Source organism: Inquilinus sp. NPDC058860 (assembly GCF_042743185.1).
In the GTDB taxonomy this organism is placed as follows: domain Bacteria; phylum Pseudomonadota; class Alphaproteobacteria; order DSM-16000; family Inquilinaceae; genus Inquilinus.
The window spans coordinates 1-16,087 of sequence record NZ_JBHYMS010000025.1 but is presented as its reverse complement, the minus strand read 5'-3'; the positions used below and the strand labels follow the sequence as shown (position 1 = coordinate 16,087).

At 70.8% G+C, this 16,087-nt stretch carries 17 protein-coding genes and 1 pseudogene; 11 read left to right on the top strand and 7 right to left on the bottom strand.

Features of this window, described 5'->3' with window-relative positions; genetic code table 11:
* Positions 1 to 3: 3 nt before the first annotated feature.
* Complete coding sequence (locus ACFW16_RS18320) at positions 4 to 1,260, bottom strand: MFS transporter (RefSeq protein ID WP_380307538.1); 1,257 nt, start codon at positions 1,258 to 1,260, stop codon at positions 4 to 6.
* Between the two features lie 311 nt (positions 1,261 to 1,571).
* Here ACFW16_RS18320 and ACFW16_RS18315 point away from each other — a divergent pair, with 311 nt between their 5' ends.
* From ACFW16_RS18315 to ACFW16_RS18305, 3 genes are all read left to right on the top strand, one after another.
* A complete protein-coding gene (locus tag ACFW16_RS18315; protein WP_380307536.1) occupies positions 1,572 to 2,171 on the top strand; it encodes a class I SAM-dependent methyltransferase in 600 nt (199 codons plus the stop codon).
* Between the two features lie 146 nt (positions 2,172 to 2,317).
* Positions 2,318 to 3,160, top strand: coding sequence for a hypothetical protein (locus ACFW16_RS18310; RefSeq protein WP_380307534.1), 843 nt, complete (start codon positions 2,318 to 2,320; stop codon positions 3,158 to 3,160).
* Between the two features lie 5 nt (positions 3,161 to 3,165).
* Positions 3,166 to 3,657, top strand: coding sequence for a GNAT family N-acetyltransferase (locus ACFW16_RS18305; RefSeq protein ID WP_380307532.1), 492 nt, complete (start codon positions 3,166 to 3,168; stop codon positions 3,655 to 3,657).
* On the opposite strand, the gene ACFW16_RS18300 is transcribed toward ACFW16_RS18305, so the two are convergent.
* A complete protein-coding gene (locus tag ACFW16_RS18300) occupies positions 3,654 to 4,841 on the bottom strand; it encodes an acetyl-CoA C-acyltransferase (RefSeq protein WP_380307530.1) in 1,188 nt (395 codons plus the stop codon). The genes ACFW16_RS18305 and ACFW16_RS18300 overlap by 4 nt on opposite strands.
* Before the next feature lie 90 nt (positions 4,842 to 4,931).
* Here ACFW16_RS18300 and ACFW16_RS18295 point away from each other — a divergent pair, with 90 nt between their 5' ends.
* The 4 genes from ACFW16_RS18295 to fhuF all read left to right on the top strand — a co-directional run bounded on the left by ACFW16_RS18295 (position 4,932) and on the right by fhuF (position 7,652).
* The gene (locus ACFW16_RS18295) at positions 4,932 to 5,528 is read left to right on the top strand and encodes a TetR/AcrR family transcriptional regulator (RefSeq protein WP_380307529.1); all 597 of its coding nucleotides are present in this window, start codon (positions 4,932 to 4,934) and stop codon (positions 5,526 to 5,528) included.
* A gap of 55 nt (positions 5,529 to 5,583) precedes the next feature.
* A complete protein-coding gene (locus tag ACFW16_RS18290) occupies positions 5,584 to 6,450 on the top strand; it encodes an alpha/beta fold hydrolase (protein WP_380307527.1) in 867 nt (288 codons plus the stop codon).
* 91 nt (positions 6,451 to 6,541) lie between these two features.
* Entirely contained in the window at positions 6,542 to 6,826 is a 285-nt protein-coding gene (locus ACFW16_RS18285; protein WP_380307526.1) for a DUF1488 family protein, read from the top strand.
* A 79-nt stretch (positions 6,827 to 6,905) separates the two neighbouring features.
* Positions 6,906 to 7,652: a siderophore-iron reductase FhuF gene (gene fhuF, locus ACFW16_RS18280; protein ID WP_380307524.1), complete on the top strand. Its 747-nt coding sequence runs from the start codon at positions 6,906 to 6,908 to the stop codon at positions 7,650 to 7,652.
* A 27-nt stretch (positions 7,653 to 7,679) separates the two neighbouring features.
* On the opposite strand, the gene ACFW16_RS18275 is transcribed toward fhuF, so the two are convergent.
* From ACFW16_RS18275 to ACFW16_RS18260, 4 genes and pseudogenes are all read right to left on the bottom strand, one after another.
* Positions 7,680 to 8,810 carry an NAD(P)/FAD-dependent oxidoreductase gene (locus ACFW16_RS18275; protein ID WP_380307522.1) on the bottom strand — a complete coding sequence of 377 codons (1,131 nt, stop codon included), beginning with the start codon at positions 8,808 to 8,810 and terminating at the stop codon, positions 7,680 to 7,682.
* A 19-nt stretch (positions 8,811 to 8,829) separates the two neighbouring features.
* Positions 8,830 to 9,522, bottom strand: a complete 693-nt coding sequence (locus ACFW16_RS18270) for an amino acid ABC transporter ATP-binding protein (protein ID WP_380307691.1) — start codon at positions 9,520 to 9,522, stop codon at positions 8,830 to 8,832.
* Between the two features lie 141 nt (positions 9,523 to 9,663).
* A pseudogene (locus ACFW16_RS18265) lies at positions 9,664 to 10,275 on the bottom strand (amino acid ABC transporter permease); the annotation flags it as partial.
* A gap of 142 nt (positions 10,276 to 10,417) precedes the next feature.
* A complete protein-coding gene (locus ACFW16_RS18260; protein WP_380307520.1) occupies positions 10,418 to 11,224 on the bottom strand; it encodes an ABC transporter substrate-binding protein in 807 nt (268 codons plus the stop codon).
* Positions 11,225 to 11,428: 204 nt separating this feature from the next.
* Between ACFW16_RS18260 and ACFW16_RS18255 the strand changes: the two genes are divergently transcribed.
* The 3 genes from ACFW16_RS18255 (at position 11,429) to ACFW16_RS18245 (ending at position 14,472) form a co-directional block, all read left to right on the top strand.
* Positions 11,429 to 12,514: a LacI family DNA-binding transcriptional regulator gene (locus ACFW16_RS18255; protein WP_380307518.1), complete on the top strand. Its 1,086-nt coding sequence runs from the start codon at positions 11,429 to 11,431 to the stop codon at positions 12,512 to 12,514.
* Positions 12,515 to 12,652: 138 nt separating this feature from the next.
* On the top strand, positions 12,653 to 13,330 hold the full coding sequence (locus ACFW16_RS18250) for a GntR family transcriptional regulator (RefSeq protein WP_380307516.1): 678 nt from the start codon (positions 12,653 to 12,655) through the stop codon (positions 13,328 to 13,330).
* 32 nt (positions 13,331 to 13,362) lie between these two features.
* Positions 13,363 to 14,472, top strand: a complete 1,110-nt coding sequence (locus ACFW16_RS18245) for a mandelate racemase/muconate lactonizing enzyme family protein (protein ID WP_380307514.1) — start codon at positions 13,363 to 13,365, stop codon at positions 14,470 to 14,472.
* A gap of 5 nt (positions 14,473 to 14,477) precedes the next feature.
* Here the strand turns inward: ACFW16_RS18245 and ACFW16_RS18240 are convergent, their stop codons facing one another.
* Positions 14,478 to 15,230, bottom strand: a complete 753-nt coding sequence (locus tag ACFW16_RS18240; protein ID WP_380307512.1) for a GntR family transcriptional regulator — start codon at positions 15,228 to 15,230, stop codon at positions 14,478 to 14,480.
* A gap of 167 nt (positions 15,231 to 15,397) precedes the next feature.
* On the opposite strand from ACFW16_RS18240, the gene ACFW16_RS18235 reads away from it, so the two are divergent.
* On the top strand, positions 15,398 to 16,087 hold a 690-nt coding region (locus ACFW16_RS18235; RefSeq protein ID WP_380307510.1), incomplete at its 3' end, for a sugar ABC transporter substrate-binding protein.

The following is a 16,087-nucleotide window of genomic DNA, read 5'->3' as shown; positions in this document are numbered from 1 at the left end:
CTCTCAACGGTCGCCGCCGACGCGGCTCAGGTCCTGGTCGTGAGTCTCGCGGATCAGCCAGACGGCGAGCAGGCTGATCACGGCGGCGATGGTGATGTAGCCGCCGACCCAGCCGAGCCCGCCCTGCTCCACCAGCGTCTGGGCGATGTAGGGCGCCAGTGACGCGCCGAGGATGCCGGCCAGGTTGTAGGTCAGCGACGCCCCGGTGTAGCGCACCCGGGTCGGGAACAGCTCCGGCAGGAAGGCGCCCATCGGGCCGAAGATCAGCCCCATCAGGAACAGGCCGAGGCACAGGAACAGGGTGACCAGCAGCACCGAACCGCTGCCCAGCAGCGGAGCCAGGGCGAAGCCGAACAGCGCCGTAAGTATGCCGCCGACGATCAGCACCGGGCGCCGCCCGAGCCGGTCGCTGAGCCAGGAGGAGAGCGGGATGCCGAGGCCGAGAAAGACGATGGCGAAGCATTCCAGCCCGAGGAAGGCCTGACGGGAATAGCCGAGCGCCTTGGTGCCATAGCCGAGCGAGAACACCGTGGTGATGTAGAACAGGGCATAGCAGGACACCATCGCCAGCGTGCCGAGGATGGTGATCCGGGTGTAGCGCGTCAGCACCTCGCCGATCGGCACGCGCACCCGCTCCTGCCGCTCCATCGCCTTGCGGAACACCGGCGTCTCGACCAGCTTCAGCCGGACATAGAGGCCGACCGCCACCAGCACGGCGCTGAGCAGGAACGGCACGCGCCAGCCCCAGGCCCGGAACTGGTCGTCGTCCAGCCCCAGCGCCAGCAGCAGGAACAGGCCGTTGGCGGCGAGGAAGCCGATCGGGGCGCCGAGCTGCGGGAACATGCCGAACCAGCCGCGCTTGCCGGCCGGGGCGTTCTCCACCGCCAGCAGCGCCGCCCCGCCCCATTCGCCGCCGAGGCCCAGCCCCTGGCCGAAGCGCATCAGGCACAGCAGCGCCGGCGCCAGCCAGCCGATGGCGGCATAGCCGGGCAGGACGCCGATCAGCGTGGTCGAGACGCCCATCAGCAGCAGCGAGGCCACCAGCGTCGCCTTGCGGCCGACCCGGTCGCCGAAATGGCCCAGCAGGGCCGAGCCGACCGGCCGGGCGACGAAGGCGATGGCGAAGGTGGCGAAGGAGAGGAGTAGCTGCGCCGCATCCGATTCCTGCGGGAAGAACACCGGGCCGAACACGAGGGCCGCGGCTGTGCCGTAGATGTAGAAGTCGTAAAACTCGATGGCGGTGCCCACCAGGCTCGCCATCACGATCCGGCCGGTGGAGTTGGCGGCGGCCGGCGCGGCCGTCCTCCCGAATGTTGTCTCTGTCATGAAGAGCCGTACCGATTGTTGCACTGGGCGCAGAACCGGGTTCCTTTTGTGTCGCGCCCGACCGCACCGTCAACAGCAAGCCGCCCCCTCGCCCCCCGCCGCCGGCATGGCTGCACCGCGCCCGCCGGGGAGCACCGGCGATCCGCGATGATCTTGCGATCGGAAACGGATCGGAGCATCAAGCGTTCGTCGCCCGGAGGACCGGACGCCTCCATCCGTTCGACGTCGCAAGGACCCGTTGCTCGATGACCGACCACAAAGCCGGCCAAGACCGGCCGGACATGAATCCCTGGCTGTTCTTCCGCCGCTGGCTCGCCAACCCCCGCGAGGTGGGATCGGTGGCGCCGTCCTCGCCCGCCCTGAAGCGCCGGCTGACCCAGGAGGTCGTGCGCGCGCCCGACGAGTACGTGATCGAGCTGGGCGGCGGCACCGGGGCCATCACCCGCGGCATCCTGGAGCGCGGCGTCCCGGCCGATCGCCTCTACGTGCTCGAGATCAACCCGGAGATGGCGCAGCACCTGCGCGACATCTTTCCGGGCATTCATGTGATCGAGGGCGACGCCCGCCGCCTGGCCGAGATCCTGCCGCCCGAGGTGGTCGGCAAGGTCGGCACCACGGTGTGCGGCATCCCAATGCTGCTGCTGACGCTGGAGGAGCAGAAGGCGATTCTCGATTCGGCCTATTCGGTGATGCCGAAGGGACGGCAGGTGGTGCTCTACACCTACGCCCTCTCCTCGCCGCTGCCGCGCGACAAGCTGGAGCTGGCCGGCCGCCGAGTCGGCTTCGTCGCGGCCAACATCCCGCCGGCCTCGGTCTGGGCCTATCGGCAGCGCGGCGCCGGCTGACACGGTCCGCTCCGCTTCCTCCGCCTCGCAGGACAGGGCATAATTTCCGCCTGACGGATTTCGACCGGTGACGCCCCGGCCGGCCGCGCAGCCGCGTGCCCATGGCCACGGCATCGGGACAGCCGGGCTTCGAAGGATATGCGACGATGAGACGTGCGTTTCTCCTGGTCCTTCTTCCGGCCGCCGCGTCCGCGCTGCCGCCCGTATCGCCGGCGGTGGCCCAGGCGCCCGCCTATCATGTCCAGCTCCAGGTCAACGCCACCACCGATCTGGGCCGCGGATCGTGCCAGGTCAGCACCGGCGTGATCGGAACCTATCCCGACAGCGCCGGCCGGCTGGCGATCGGCACGCCGGTCAACCTGCTCATCCCCTGCGCCGCCGCCAGGGCGTCCTATTTCGACGCCCGGCTGGCCGGCAGCCCGGGCGCCCTCCAGCCCGTCGGGCCCGATGCGCTGCGGCCGCTCGCGACCCCGGTGGCGCTGCCGGCCGCCCCGGTGACGCGACGCCTGGCCCCGCCACCGTTCCAGCCACCGCCGCAACGACAGCCTCAGCCCCAGCCGCCGCAGCAGGTGCTGATCGCCCCGACCGCGCCGGCCGCGCCCCGGGCTGCATCCCCGTTCACAGCGCCGCGGCCGGTGCCGCAGCCGATGCTGCCGCTGCCGGCGAACCCGGTGGCGCCGTCCCGCCCGCTGGTGATCCAGGGTGGGCCGCCGGTGGTCACGGGCACGGTTCCACCGAGCACCGCCTTCACGCCGGCGCCGGCTTCCACCTTCGCGAGCCCCATGCCGCCGCCGGTGCGGTCGGCCCAGGGCGGCGACACCGCAACGATGCGCCCGGATGCCGCGATCGTGCTGAGCTTCGGTCCGACCAGCGCGGCGCGGGCCGGGACGTCGCAGCGCGTCGTGCTGCCGACCGATCCGAGCTACCCGGCGCTGCTGACCCAGCTGGGCGGCATCGCGCCGGGCCAGACCAAGCCGCTGCCGCGGTAGAAACGGTGCTGCCGACCTTCGAGACCCCGCGCCTGACCCTGCGGCCGCGGACCATGGCGGACCTCGCGGACTGCCTGGCCATGGACCGCGATCCGGAGGTCGTGCGCCATATCGACGGGCCCTGGAGCGATCCCGAAGCGCATCGCCGCTTCGTCGAAGACCGGATCACCCGGGCCTATCCGGACGGCATGGGCTATTGGACCGTGCGGACGAAGGCGCCCGAGGGCCGCTTCCTCGGCTGGATCCTGCTGATCCCCGCCGACGCCGTGGGACCGGAGATCGAGATCGGGTGGCGGCTGGTGCGCGCGGCCTGGGGCCACGGCTATGCCACCGAGGCCGCGGCGCCGGTCCTGGTCCATGCGCGCGAGACGCTGGGGGTCACGGCCATCGCCGATATCGACCAGGACAACGCCGGCTCGATCCGGGTGGCCGAGAAGATCGGCCTGCGCCGTCTCGGTCCCGCCGGCGCGAGTCGTTACATCCGCTACGCCGGCTAGGCCCGCTCGATCGCGATCGCCGTCGCCTCGCCGCCGCCGATGCACAGCGCGGCGATGCCGCGGCGCAGGCCGTGGCGCTGCATCGCCGCCAGCAGGGTGACGATCAGCCGGGCGCCGGTGGCGCCGATCGGGTGGCCGAGGGCGCAGGCGCCGCCATGGATGTTGACCTTGTCGTGCGGCAGGTCGAGGTCGCGCATCGCCGCCATCACCACGCAGGCGAAGGCCTCGTTGATCTCGAACAGATCGACCTCGCCGGCCCGCCAGCCGATCCGGTCGAGCAGCGTCCGGATCGCGCCGATCGGCGCCGTGGTGAACCATTCCGGCGCCTGGGACTGTGTGGCATGGCCGCGGATCGCCGCCAGCACCGGCAGCCCCAGCCGATGGGCGGCCGAGCGCCGGGCCAGGACCAGCGCCGCGGCGCCGTCGGCATTGGCGCTGGAGCTGGCGGCGGTGATGGTGCCGTCCGGACGGAAGGCCGGCTTCAGGCTGGAGATTTTGTCGGCCGAGAGCGACCGCGGATTCTCGTCGACCGCGACCTCGGCCGGGCCGCCCTTGCCCGGGACCGAGACCGGCGCGATCTCGGCCACGAAGGCGCCGGCGGCGATCGCCGCCTGGGCCCGCTGCAGCGACACCGCGGCATAAGCGTCCTGATCCGCCCGGCCGAAGCCGTAGCGGGCGGCCGTGGCCTCGCCGAAATCGCCCATCGCCCGGCCCTTGTCATAGGCGTCCTCGAGCCCGTCCAGCGCCGCATGGTCGAAGATCCGGCCATGGCCGAAGCGCAGCCCGTCGCGCACGCCCGGCAGCAGCCAGGGCGCGTTCGACATGCTCTCCATGCCGCCGGCGACGACGATGTCGGCGGAACCCGCGGCGATCAGGTCGCGGCCGAGCATCGCCGCCTTCATGCCGGAGCCGCAGACCTTGTTCACGGTGGTGGCCCCGACCGCGTCGGGCAGGCCCGCCCCTCTGGTCGCCTGGCCCGCCGGGGCCTGCCCCTGCCCGGCCGGCAGCACGCAGCCGACCAGCGCCTCGTCGACCTGCGCCGGCGCGACGCCGGCCCTGGCCAGGGCGGCGGCGATCGCCGCGGCGCCGAGCTGCGGCGCGGCCAGCGGCGCCAGCGCGCCGCGGAAGCGGCCGAGCGGCGTGCGGGCGGACCCGACGATCACGACGGGATCTTCGGCGGACATGGGAGGACCCTTGGATGGTGATATGACGAACACAATATTATAAGCGTCATCTAAAAAGACAATGTCCAGGCGAGGAGACCGGAGGCCGGCATGCGCTACAGCAAGGACCACAAGCAGGAGACGCGGGAGCGGATCATCCGCACCGCCGCCAGGCGTTTCCGCGAGGACGGGGTGGAGGCGGTGGGCGTCGCCGCGCTGATGGCCGATGCCGGGCTGACCCATGGCGGCTTCTACGCCCATTTCCCGTCCAAGGAGGCGCTGGTGGCCGCCGCCTGCGCCGAGGGGTTCGGCGAGAGCCGAGGCCGGATGCGCCAGCTTGTCGAGGCCCGCCCGCCCGGCGGGCGGCTGGCGGCGATGGCCGAGACCTATCTGTCGCCGGCCCATCGCGACCACCCGGGCCAGGGCTGCGTCGCCGCCGCGATCGGGCCGGAGATCGCACGCCACCCGGCCGAGACCCGGACCGAGTTCACCCGCGGCCTGCACGGGCTCGTGGAACTGGCCGAGGAGGCGCTGAAGGCCGATGGCGGCGACCCGGCGACGGCGCCGCAGGCGGTGGCCGCCATGGTCGGCGCCCTGATCCTCGCGCGTGGTGCCGCCGACAAGGCGTTGTCGGACCGTTTCCTCGACGGCGGGATCGATGCCGTCCGCCGCCTCGTACCGCATCGGGCGGAGCGATCGTCCGGGTGATATGATCGTGGCTCCTTGTGATTCGATCCCAATTCACGTCACCGGGAGCACCATCATGTTTCACGGTCTGGGAAGAACCCTGCTGGGCGCCGCCGCCGCGATCGGCATCGGCCTTGCGGCGCTGACGACGCAGGCCGCCGAGGTCTGGCAGACCCTGCCGGAGCCGCCGCCGATGCCCAAGCCGGCCGAGAGCGGCGCGGCGCCGGTCAACGACATCCAGATGTACTACGCCGTGTTCGGCCGGGGCCGGCCGGTGATCCTGCTGCATGGCGGCCTGTCCAACTCCGACTACTGGGGCAGCCTGGTGCCGGCGCTCACCGCGCAGGGCTTTCAGGTGATCGTGGCCGACAGCCGCGGCCATGGCCGCAGCACCCGCTCGGCCCGGCCCTACAGCTACGACCTGATGTCGTCCGACGTGCTGGCGCTGCTGGACCGCCTGAAGATCCCGAAGGCCGACCTGGTCGGCTGGAGCGACGGCGGCATCATCGGCCTCGACATCGCCATCCATCATCCGGAGCGGCTGAACCGGCTCTACGCCTATGGCGCGAACTCCGACCTCAGCGGGCTGAAGCCGGATTTCGACAAGAACCCGACCTTCGCCGCCTTCATCGAGCGCGCCGGCGCGGAATACAAGAAACTGTCCAAGACGCCGGACCAGTACGACAGCTTCCTGCAGCAGATCTCGCAGATGTGGGCGACCCAGCCCGACTTCACCGCCGACCAGCTGCGCGGCATCAAGGTGCGCACCGCGATCGCCGACGGCGAGCATGACGAGGGCATCAGGCGCGAGCACACCGAGTACCTGGCCCGCACCATCCCCGGGGCGGAGCTGCACATCCTGCCGAATGTCAGCCATTTCGGCATGCTGCAGAACCCGAAGGAGTTCGACGGCGACGTCGTCAAATTCCTGACCGCCAGGTAGTCAGCGAGCCCCCATCTCTCAGCGCCCGTACGGAACGAGTGCACCAGCGCCTGACGTTGCCGCGCCGCGCCGCGGGCTGGTAGAAGGCGCCATGGCCCGCCCGATCTTCACCTTCCCCGACGACGCCGATTGGAACGAGACGCGCCAGGCGGTCGAGTTCGGCGTCGAGGTCGGCGACTATGCCGGCCGGGTGTTCCTGCCGGCGGCGGCGCTGCGCACCCTGCTCGGCCATCGGCCGACGCCGGCCGAGGCGGTCGAGATCTACCATCACCACCGCGCCGGGATCGAGCGCGCGGCGGAGCTGCGGATCGAGGAGCGGCGCCTCGACCCCGACGCCAATGTGACGCTGGACGGGCGCGACCTGCGGCGTCGCTGACACATTCTTCGCCACGATTGCAGCCGCCGTCGGTTTGCGATAGCCAATTGAGAATGACACGCATTCCCGACCCGTCGAGATGATCGAGATCCTGCGGCCGATCTTCACCGGCGACCTGGCCCATTGCGGTGACGCCGTGGTGCTGCCGGACGACGACCGCCCCGCCCTGCCCGGCCCGAGCCTGCTCGACCCGGCGGCGATCGACCGGGTGTTGGACGACTATGCCGGCCAGTATCCCGGGGCGGACCGGCGCGCCGTCGCGTCCTTCTGGTCGCAATGGTATTTCGCCCGGCTGCTGCCGCCGGTGACGGCGGCGAGCCTGCTGCTGGGCCGCCGCTTTCCGATCAGCCTGTCCGAGATCGCGGTGATCCGCGCGCCGGAGGGTCACCCGATCGCCTTCCGCATGGCGCATGACGGCGAGCCGGAGGACGAGCCGGACGCCTTCCGCCGCTTCGACCGGCTGATCGACGGCCATATCGAACCCTTCATCACCGCCTGGGCCCGGCACACGCGGGTGGCGCCCCGCCTCTACTGGAACAACGCCGCGGTCTATCTGGACTGGATCCTGGGCGAGATCGCGGCCCATCCGCTGGCGGACGGCAGCCTGGCGGCGGAGGCCGGCCGGCTGCTGTCCAGCCGCGAGCGGCCGGACGGCACGCCGAACCCGCTGTTCGACCCGATCCAGACGATCGAGGAGGACGGCGAGGCCAAGCGCTGGCGCCGGCTGTGCTGCCTGCGCTATCGCCTGCCGGAGATCGCCGAATGCGGCACCTGCCCGCATCTGCGGGCGCGGCTGCGCAAGGCACCGGCGCGGCAGGTCGCCTGAGCCGGCTTCGACCCTTGGCCCGACCGGCTATCGGGACTCGGCCCCGAAGCGCTCCGGCCGGAACGGGGCCAGCATCGGATGCCGCTCGCCGGTCGCGATCTCGAAGGCCAGCAGCTCGCCGGCGATCAGCCCCAGCGTGGCGCCGCTGTGGCTGAAGGCGACGAAGTAGCCGGGGATCGCCTGCAGCTCGCCGAACACCGGATCGCCGTCGCCGGGGATCGGCTTGCGGCCGACGCCGGTGCGGTCGAGCTCCAGCGTCGGGTTGCCCTCCAGCACCTTCGAGGCCTCCGCGAGCAGGCCGTCGACGGTCTCCTGCCTCACCCCGTAGCTGCCGTCGGGGCGGATCTCGACCTCTTCCTCCGACCAGGCCGAATCGAGCACGAAGGCGCCGCCGGGCGCGGGGCGGACCGCCACGCGCGGCGTGTTCAGCACGGCCTTCAGCGGCGCGCCGACCGGCTTGGTGGTGACCAGCAGCGAGACCGGGGTGCCGTCGTCGATCCTCTGACCGGCCTCCGCCGCCATCTGCGGCACCGATGGGCCGGTGGCGACCAGCACGGCATCCGCCCGGACCTCCCCGCCCCGCGCCGTCGCCGCCCCGACGGCGCGGCCGCCCTCGATGACCACGCGCGCCGGCCCGGCCTCGGTGACCAGCCGGCCGCCGCGTGCCACAAACTCCTCCACCAGCAGGCGGATCAGGCTCGGCAGGTCGACCCAGCCCTCGCCGGGGTTGAAGATCGCCCCCTGCGGCGTGATCGCGGCGATGGCGACGCCGGGCGTCACCGCCGGCACCTGCGCGGCCGCGAGATGCCGCGCGTCATAGGCCAGCGACACCTCGTGCCGATATGCGTCCTCGATCCGGTTGCTCTCGTCGTCGGCGTCCCAGGTCAGCCCGCCGTCGAATCGCAGCCAGTCCGCATCGGGATGGCGGTGGGCCAGGCTGCGGTAGCGGTCGATGCCGGCCATGCGCAGCCGGTGATAGGCGTCGGAGCGCCAGCGCGACGAGTTGAGCCAGGACAGCGAGCGGCCGGAGGCGCCGTTCGCGACCGGCCCGTCATTCACCAGCACGGTCGCCACGCCGCGCCGGACGAGCTGGACGGCGGTGGAGACGCCGAAGATGCCGGCGCCGATGACGACGACGTTCGAGACTTTGCTTTTCATCACTGAACTTCCGCCTGGATTAGAGGACTTCCGCCAGGAAGCGCTTGAGCCGCTCGCTCTGCGGCCGGTCGAAGATCGCCTCGGGCGGGCCGGCCTCGACCACCCGGCCTTCATCCATGAAGACCACCTGGTCGGCGACCCGCCGGGCGAAGCCCATCTCGTGGGTGACGACCACCATGGTCATGCCGCGCCGGCCGAGCTCTGCCATCAGGGTGAGGACGCCCTTCACCAGCTCCGGGTCGAGCGCGCTGGTCACCTCGTCGAACAGGATGACCTCGGGCTCCATCGCCAGGGCCCGGGCGATCGCGACCCGCTGCTGCTGGCCGCCCGACAGCCGCGACGGGCGGTGGTGCTGGCGCCCGGCCAGCCCGACCTCGGCCAGCCGCGCCTTGGCGATCCGCTCCGCGGCCGCCTTCGGCATGCGCTTGATCCGCGTCAGCGACAGCGCGACGTTCTCCAGCGCGGTGTGGTCCGGGAACAGGTTGAACTGCTGGAACACCATGCCGATCCGGCGGCGCAGCCGGTCCGGCTTCATGCCGAGGATGCTGTCGCCGTCGAGCAGGATGTCGCCGCCCTTGACCTCCACCAGCCGGTTCAGGCAGCGCAGCAGGGTCGACTTGCCGGAGCCGGACGGGCCGATGACGCAGGTGACCGATCCGGCCCGCACGGTCAGGTCTACATCCTTCAGCACCTCATGCTCGCCATAGGCCATGCCGAGGCCGCGCACGGTCAGGCTGCCGCCGCTGAAGCGGATCTCCGCCTCGCCGCCGCTCGCGGCGCCCTTCAGTTCGCCGACCTCGACCAGGCCGCTGGTCCCCGCCCCGGACAGGCTGCGGCCGACCCGCAGCCGGGTGTCGATCCAGTTGACCAGATGGGTCAGGGGCACGGTGACCAGCAGGTAGAACATCCCGGCGAGCAGCAGCGGCGACAGGTTGCCGGTGACCACCGCCTGGTCCTGGCCGATGCGGAAGATCTCCCGCTCCGACGCCAGCAGGCCCAGGAAGTAGACCAGGCTGGAATCCTTCACATTGCCGATGAACTGGTTGACCAGGGCGGGCAGCACCCGCCGGATGCCCTGCGGCACGATGATCAGCCGCATCGCCTGGCCGTAGCTCATGCTCAGGGCCCGGCACGCGTCCATCTGGCCGCGGTCGACGCTTTGGATGCCGGCGCGGAAGATCTCGCCGATATAGGCGCCGGCGATCAGCCCGAGGGCGAGGATGCCGAGCGGATAGGGCGACGGCCCGAACAACTCCCGCCCCGCCCGGGCCAAGCCCTGCCCGATCAGGAGGATGGTGACGATGGCCGGAAGCCCGCGGAAGACATCGGTGTAGATCCGCGCCGGGATGCGCAGCCAGGGCGAGCGCGAGATGCCCATGATGGCCAGCGCCATGCCGATGGTGATGCCGAGCACGGTCGAGGCGAAGGCGAGGATCAGCGTGTTCTTGAGCCCGACCGCGATCATGGTGGGCAGCACTTCGCCCATCGCCTCCCAGTCGAGGAAGCTGCGGCGCAGGGTTTCGATCCAGTCCATGCGGAGCCGTTTCTTCGGGGGTCGTCTGCGGCAGGAGAGCCTGCCCGGCCGCGGCGGCCGGGCAGGGTTCGGCCTATTTCTGGGGCAGGTACTGGTCCGGCATCGGCGAGCCCGGGAACCACTTCTGGTAGAGGGTCTTCCAGGTGCCGTCCTGCATCGCCGCGTGCAGCCCCTGGTTCAGCGCGGTGCGCAGCGCGTCGTTGCCCTTGCGGATGACGAAGCCGGCCGGGGCGTCGAAGCTGGGGACGTTGATCGCGACCTTCAGCGAGGGATAGCGGCCGGCATAGTCCTTGGCCGCCTCGTAATCGAGGAAATGCGCGTCGATCGTGCCGTTGTTGAGGGCAACGACGGCGGAGTTGTTGTCGGGGAACTTCACCAGGTCGGTCGCAGTGAAATTCTTGGCCGCATAGATCTCCTGCAGCGTGCCCTGCACCACGCCGAGCCGCTTGCCGGCGAGCTGGCCGGCATCGCTGACCTTCGGGTCGGAGGTCAGGACCGACAGGTAGCCGGCCAGATAGCCGTCGGAGAAATCGACCGTCTTCCTGCGCGCCTCGGTGGTGCCGATCGCCGCCACCGCCACATCGAAGCGGCCGTTGGCGACCGACGGCATCAGGGCCGAGAATTCCTGGCCGGTGAAGACGACCTGGTCCTTCTTGAAGCCGATCCGCTCGGCGACGTTGAGGAACAGCTCGATGTCGAAGCCGGTGAACTGACCGTCCGCCGTCATGAAGGTGTAGGGCTTGGCGTCGCCCATGGTGCCGACAGTGATCACCTTAGGGTCGATCAGGCCATAGGCATTGGAGTCGGCCAGGGCCGGCCCCGCAAGCGAGCCGCCCAGAGCCAGCGCGAGGGCAAGCGCCCGGCCTCCCATCTTCAGCATTCCCGCCAATCTCCTCATGTCTCCCTCCGTTGCGTGTTCCGTCAGCCTGCCCATGCCCGGCCGCAGCGCCGGACTCGCGTTTTCGGCCACTGAGACCGATCTCTTTCCTTGAGAGACCGGTCTCCGTTTTAATGAGACCGGTCTCTTTTCGGAATTGTTAAGGCCGCGTTGACCGGCCGTCAATCTCTCCTGTAGAGCAGCCCGATGGAACAGTTCCCGCTTGCGAAGCCGTCCGTCACCGTCGCCGACGTCGCCCGGGCGGCGGGTGTCTCGAAGGCCACGGCGGCCCGGGTCCTCGGCGGCTACGGCGTCGTCAGCGATGCGGTGCGCGGGAAGGTGCTCGCGGCGGCGACAGCCCTCGACTACCGGCCCAACGAGCTGGCGCGCAGCATGACGACGGGCCGGTCGGGCGCCATCGGCGTGGTGGTCGGGGACATCGAGAATCCGTTCTTCAGCGCCGCCGTCCGCGGCATCACCGATGTGGCGCGCGCCGCCGGCTACACGGTGATCCTGGCCAATTCCGGGGAGGACATCGCGGCCGAGCGTGACGCCATCCGGACCCTGGTCGCCAAGCGGGTGGACGGGCTGATCGTCGCCCCGTCACGATCCCGCGAGATCGATCATCTGCGGGATGCCCAGCGTTCCGGCCGGCCGCTGGCCCTGCTCGACCGCGCCATTCCGGAGCTGGCCGTCGATACGGTGACGGTCGACGACCGCGAGGCGGCCGAGGCCGCGACCCGCCTGCTGATCGAGCATGGGCATCGGCGCCTCGCCTACGTCACCGCCTGCGACACGCCGGAGCACACCTATCGCGACCTCGCCGACATCCACACCGCCTCCGTGCGGCACCGCATCGAAGGCTTTCTGGTAGCATGCGAGACGGCCCGGATCCCCGCGCCCGGACGATCGGTCTGGCTCGGGGCGAACGGGCGCGGGGAGACGCGGACGCTGGCGACGAACCTCTTGAAGTCGCCCGAGCCCCCGACCGCCATCCTCGCGTCCGACAGCCTGATCGCGCTCGAGATCTTCAAGGTCGCGCGCGGGCTCCGCCTGTCCATCCCGGACGACCTGTCGCTGATCACCTTCCACGACGCCGACTGGACCAGCGTCACCAGCCCGCCTGTCACCGTCATCGATCAGCCGGTCCATCAGCTCGGCACGGCGGTGGCCGAGCTGCTGGTGTCGAGGCTGAAGGGATTTGGCGGCCCCGCGCGCCACATGGTGATTCCGACCAGGCTGGTGGCCCGCGCATCGGTCGCGTTCCGGAATCCGATGGGCGGGCCCTTGTAGGGATTGGTTCCGGCGGCTGGCAGCTGCCACCGATCCGGCCTCGCCCAACGCACCTGAAATCGTGCACGATCCATGATGTACGATTGACTCCATCCCGGCCGGACCGCTATTTCGCCCGGGATTGAGGGAGGAGTTGCGATGTCCCAGAAGGCCGGCATCTCCCGCGTCGTCCTGACCGACCAGGTCGTGCAGGTGCTGCAGGAGCGCATCCTGGACCGGGTCTATGAGCCCGGCGCGCGGCTGAACATCGACGCCCTGTCGCGCGAGCTGGATGTCAGCTCGTCGCCGATCCGCGAGGCGCTGATGCGCCTGGCGGCGGACGGGCTGGTGGTGTCCTCCTCCTTCGCCGGCTTCTCGGTCGCGCCGGTGCCGTCGCGCGACTGGTTCGAGCAGCTGCTGGCCTATCGCATCCTGACCGAGGGCTGGGCCGCCCGGCAGATGGCGCGGCGCCGGCCGGCAGCGGCGATCGAGCGGATGCGGCGGAGCCTGGCGGCGATGGAGCGCGGCCGCATGGGCCGCAAGGCGCGCGACTACCTGACCGCCAACCAGGCCGACCAGGCCTTTCACGAGGCCATGCTGGACGGCACCGGCAACGAGATCCTGGCCCGCAGCGTGCGCGACCTGCACCCGCATCTGCACCACGCCCGGCTGTTCGCCAAGGTGCCGCAGGAGATCGCCCCCGTGATCGCCGAGCACCAGGCCATCCTGGCCGCCATCGCCGCGGGCGACGAGGACGGCGCGGCCGGCGCCCTGGAGCGGCACCTGCGCGCCTCCTGGCAGCGTTACGACGGCTGGACGGCCGACGAGCCGGCCTGACCGGCATCCCATCACCGCAGAGGACATCCCCCGTGGCCAAGATCGTTTCCGTCGAGATCCTGCAGGCCGACCTCAAGCCCAAGGTCAAGCGCACCGATGCGGTGCAGGCCTTCGAGCTGCAGGAGACGCCGATGGTCCGCATCACCGACGCGGACGGCGCCGTCGGCACCGGCTACAGCTACACCATCGGCACCGGCGGCTCCTCCGTCGCCCGGCTGCTGGACGACCATCTGGCGCCGCTCCTGATCGGCCGCGAGGCGGACGAGATCGAGCGGATCTGGCCCGACCTGTTCTACCGCGTCCACGCCACCACGGTCGGCGCCCTGACCTCGATCGCGCTGGCCGCCATCGACACGGCGCTGTGGGACCTGCGCAGCCGCCGCACCGGCATCCCGCTGCACCGCCTGGCCGGCGGCGCCAAGGACAGCATCCAGCTCTACTACACCGAGGGCGGCTGGCTGCACCTGGACCAGGCGGCGCTGGTCGAGGAGGCGCTGCAGGCCAAGGCCCGGGGCTTCGGCGGCACCAAGGTGAAGGTCGGCCGGCCGCATGTGGCCGAGGACATGCGCCGCCTCTCCGCCGTTCGCGAGCAGGTTGGCGACGACTGGGAGATCATGACCGACGCCAACCAGGGCTTCACCCTGGACGAGGCGGTGCGCCGGGTGCGCAGTTTCCAGGAGGTCGGCATCGCCTGGTTCGAGGAGCCGATCCACGCCGACGACGTGCGCGCCCATCAGCGGCTGGTCGCGTCGACCAGCGTGCCGATCGCGGTCGGCGAATCCATGTACAGCCTCTCGCAGTTCAAGGACTACCTGCAGAGCGACGCCTGCTCGATCGTCCAGGTCGATGTCGGCCGGATCGGCGGCATCACCCCCTGGCTGAAGGTCGCGCACATGGCCGAGGCCTTCAACGTGCCGGTCTGCCCGCATTTCCTGATGGAGCTGCACCTGCCGCTGTGCTGCGCCGTGCCGAACAGCCGCTGGCTGGAATACATCCCGCAGCTCGACCTCGTGACCACCGAGGAGATCCGGATCGAGAACGGCCGGGCCATCCCGTCGGACAAGCCGGGGCTAGGCATCGAGTGGGATTGGGAGGCGCTGGACCGCGTCATCGTCCACCGCAGCCGGCACGGCGGCCGATGACCGCCTCAGTCGACGACGTAGCGGCGGTAGCGCTCGGGCAGCTGGTCCAGCAGCACGAAGGCGCGGTCCATGTGATAGACCAGCCGTGCTTCGGCCTCCGCCGCGTCGCCGGCATCCAGCGCGTCGATCACCGCGAGGTGCTCCTCGATCACCAGCGGCAGCCGGTCCGGACCGCCGAACAGCCGCATGAAGCGGGCCAGCCGGGTCCAGGCGGTCTGGATCGTGGTCCACACCCCTTCGCGGTTGGCGAAGCTCATCAGCAGGTGGTGAAACTCCTCGTCGGCGGCGTGGAAGCCGTCGGTGTCGCCGGCCTCGAGCAGCAGCCGCTGCTTCGCCGGCACCGCCCGGGCTGCGGCGCTCATCGCCGGGGTCCAGATCTCCGCCGTCTCGCGCAGCACCGCCACCTCCAGCGCCCGGCGCACGAAATGCGCGTCACCGATGCCGCCCAGCCGGATCGGGGCGACGAAGCTGCCCTGCTGCGGATAGACGTCGATCAGCCCCTCCTCCGCCAGCCGCTGGATCGCGGCGCGGATCGGCGTGCGCGACACGCCGAACTGCCGGCTGATGCTGTTCTCGCTGATCGGGGTGCCGGGCAGCAGATGGACACCGACGATGGCGTGCCGCAACGCCTCGTGCACCTGGTCGGCGACCGGCAGGCGGCGGTCGAGGCGGAGGCGAATCGCCTGCAGCCCGCCCGATGCCTCATCCGGCTCGGCGGCGGCGATCGGCGGTCCTTCGATTGGTGCGGCGATCGGCATCTCTCTCTCCCGAACGGCGCAGTCCCCGGCCATTTGTCCGACCTGTTCGGCCGGAAGAGCCACAATTCGATTGCGCCTTGCACACTTGGATACTAGCGTTCCGCTGCGCCGTTCAAGTGCGCTGACGCCTTGGACGGCACCCGATAAGAAACCTTGGGGAGGATCTGATGTCCCGACATGTCCGGAGGGCCATTCTGGCCGGTCTGGCGCTGCTGGCGGGGGCCGGCGCAGCTGCCGCCGACGACACCCGCGTCGCCCTGGTACCCGGCGGCCCGCACCCGTATTTCTCGGCCTGGGAGCAGGCCGGCAAGGACGCCGCCCGCGACTTCAAGCTGGCCGCCGCGGACTACAAGGTGCCGCAGAAATGGGAGCTGAGCACCCAGAACCAGCTGCTCGAGAGCCTGGTCACCCAGGGCTACAATGCCTTCCTGGTCTTCCCCGGCGACCCGGTCGGCAGCGTCAGCACCGTGGCCGAGCTGGCGGATAGCGGCGCCCCGGTGATCGCCACCGCCGGCTGCCTGAAGGACCCGTCCGAAGCGCAGTTCTGCTTGGGCACCGACGTCGGCAACTCCGCCTATCTCGGCACCAAGGAGCTCTTGAAGGCGATGGCCGGCAAGAAGCGGATCCTGCATGTCACCGGCTTCCTGGTCGACCCCAACACCCAGCTGCGCATCGACGCGGTGGAGAAGGCGGCGAAGGAAGAAGGCGCCCAGGTCGTGCAGGTGATCGCCGACATCGACGCGCCGGAGCCGGCGGAAGAGAAGATCAACGCCTATCTCGCCGCCCATGCCGCCGATGTCGACGGCATCGTCAGCACCGCCTGGGTGCCGTCGGTGGTCGCCGCCAACGCGCTGCGC

Bases quoted from the DNA above. Each gene is read 5' to 3' on its own strand.
- ACFW16_RS18320 (WP_380307538.1), bottom strand. From the start codon at position 1,260: ATGGCGAGCCTGGTGGGCACCGCCATCGAGTTTTACGACTTCTACATC.
- ACFW16_RS18315 (WP_380307536.1), top strand. From the start codon at position 1,572: ATGACCGACCACAAAGCCGGCCAAGACCGGCCGGACATGAATCCCTGG.
- ACFW16_RS18310 (WP_380307534.1), top strand. From the start codon at position 2,318: ATGAGACGTGCGTTTCTCCTGGTCCTTCTTCCGGCCGCCGCGTCCGCG.
- ACFW16_RS18300 (WP_380307530.1), bottom strand. From the start codon at position 4,841: ATGTCCGCCGAAGATCCCGTCGTGATCGTCGGGTCCGCCCGCACGCCG.
- ACFW16_RS18295 (WP_380307529.1), top strand. From the start codon at position 4,932: ATGCGCTACAGCAAGGACCACAAGCAGGAGACGCGGGAGCGGATCATC.
- ACFW16_RS18290 (WP_380307527.1), top strand. From the start codon at position 5,584: ATGTTTCACGGTCTGGGAAGAACCCTGCTGGGCGCCGCCGCCGCGATC.
- ACFW16_RS18285 (WP_380307526.1), top strand. From the start codon at position 6,542: ATGGCCCGCCCGATCTTCACCTTCCCCGACGACGCCGATTGGAACGAG.
- fhuF (WP_380307524.1), top strand. From the start codon at position 6,906: ATGATCGAGATCCTGCGGCCGATCTTCACCGGCGACCTGGCCCATTGC.
- ACFW16_RS18275 (WP_380307522.1), bottom strand. From the start codon at position 8,810: ATGAAAAGCAAAGTCTCGAACGTCGTCGTCATCGGCGCCGGCATCTTC.
- ACFW16_RS18270 (WP_380307691.1), bottom strand. From the start codon at position 9,522: ATGGCCTATGGCGAGCATGAGGTGCTGAAGGATGTAGACCTGACCGTG.
- ACFW16_RS18260 (WP_380307520.1), bottom strand. From the start codon at position 11,224: ATGCTGAAGATGGGAGGCCGGGCGCTTGCCCTCGCGCTGGCTCTGGGC.
- ACFW16_RS18255 (WP_380307518.1), top strand. From the start codon at position 11,429: ATGGAACAGTTCCCGCTTGCGAAGCCGTCCGTCACCGTCGCCGACGTC.
- ACFW16_RS18250 (WP_380307516.1), top strand. From the start codon at position 12,653: ATGTCCCAGAAGGCCGGCATCTCCCGCGTCGTCCTGACCGACCAGGTC.
- ACFW16_RS18240 (WP_380307512.1), bottom strand. From the start codon at position 15,230: ATGCCGATCGCCGCACCAATCGAAGGACCGCCGATCGCCGCCGCCGAG.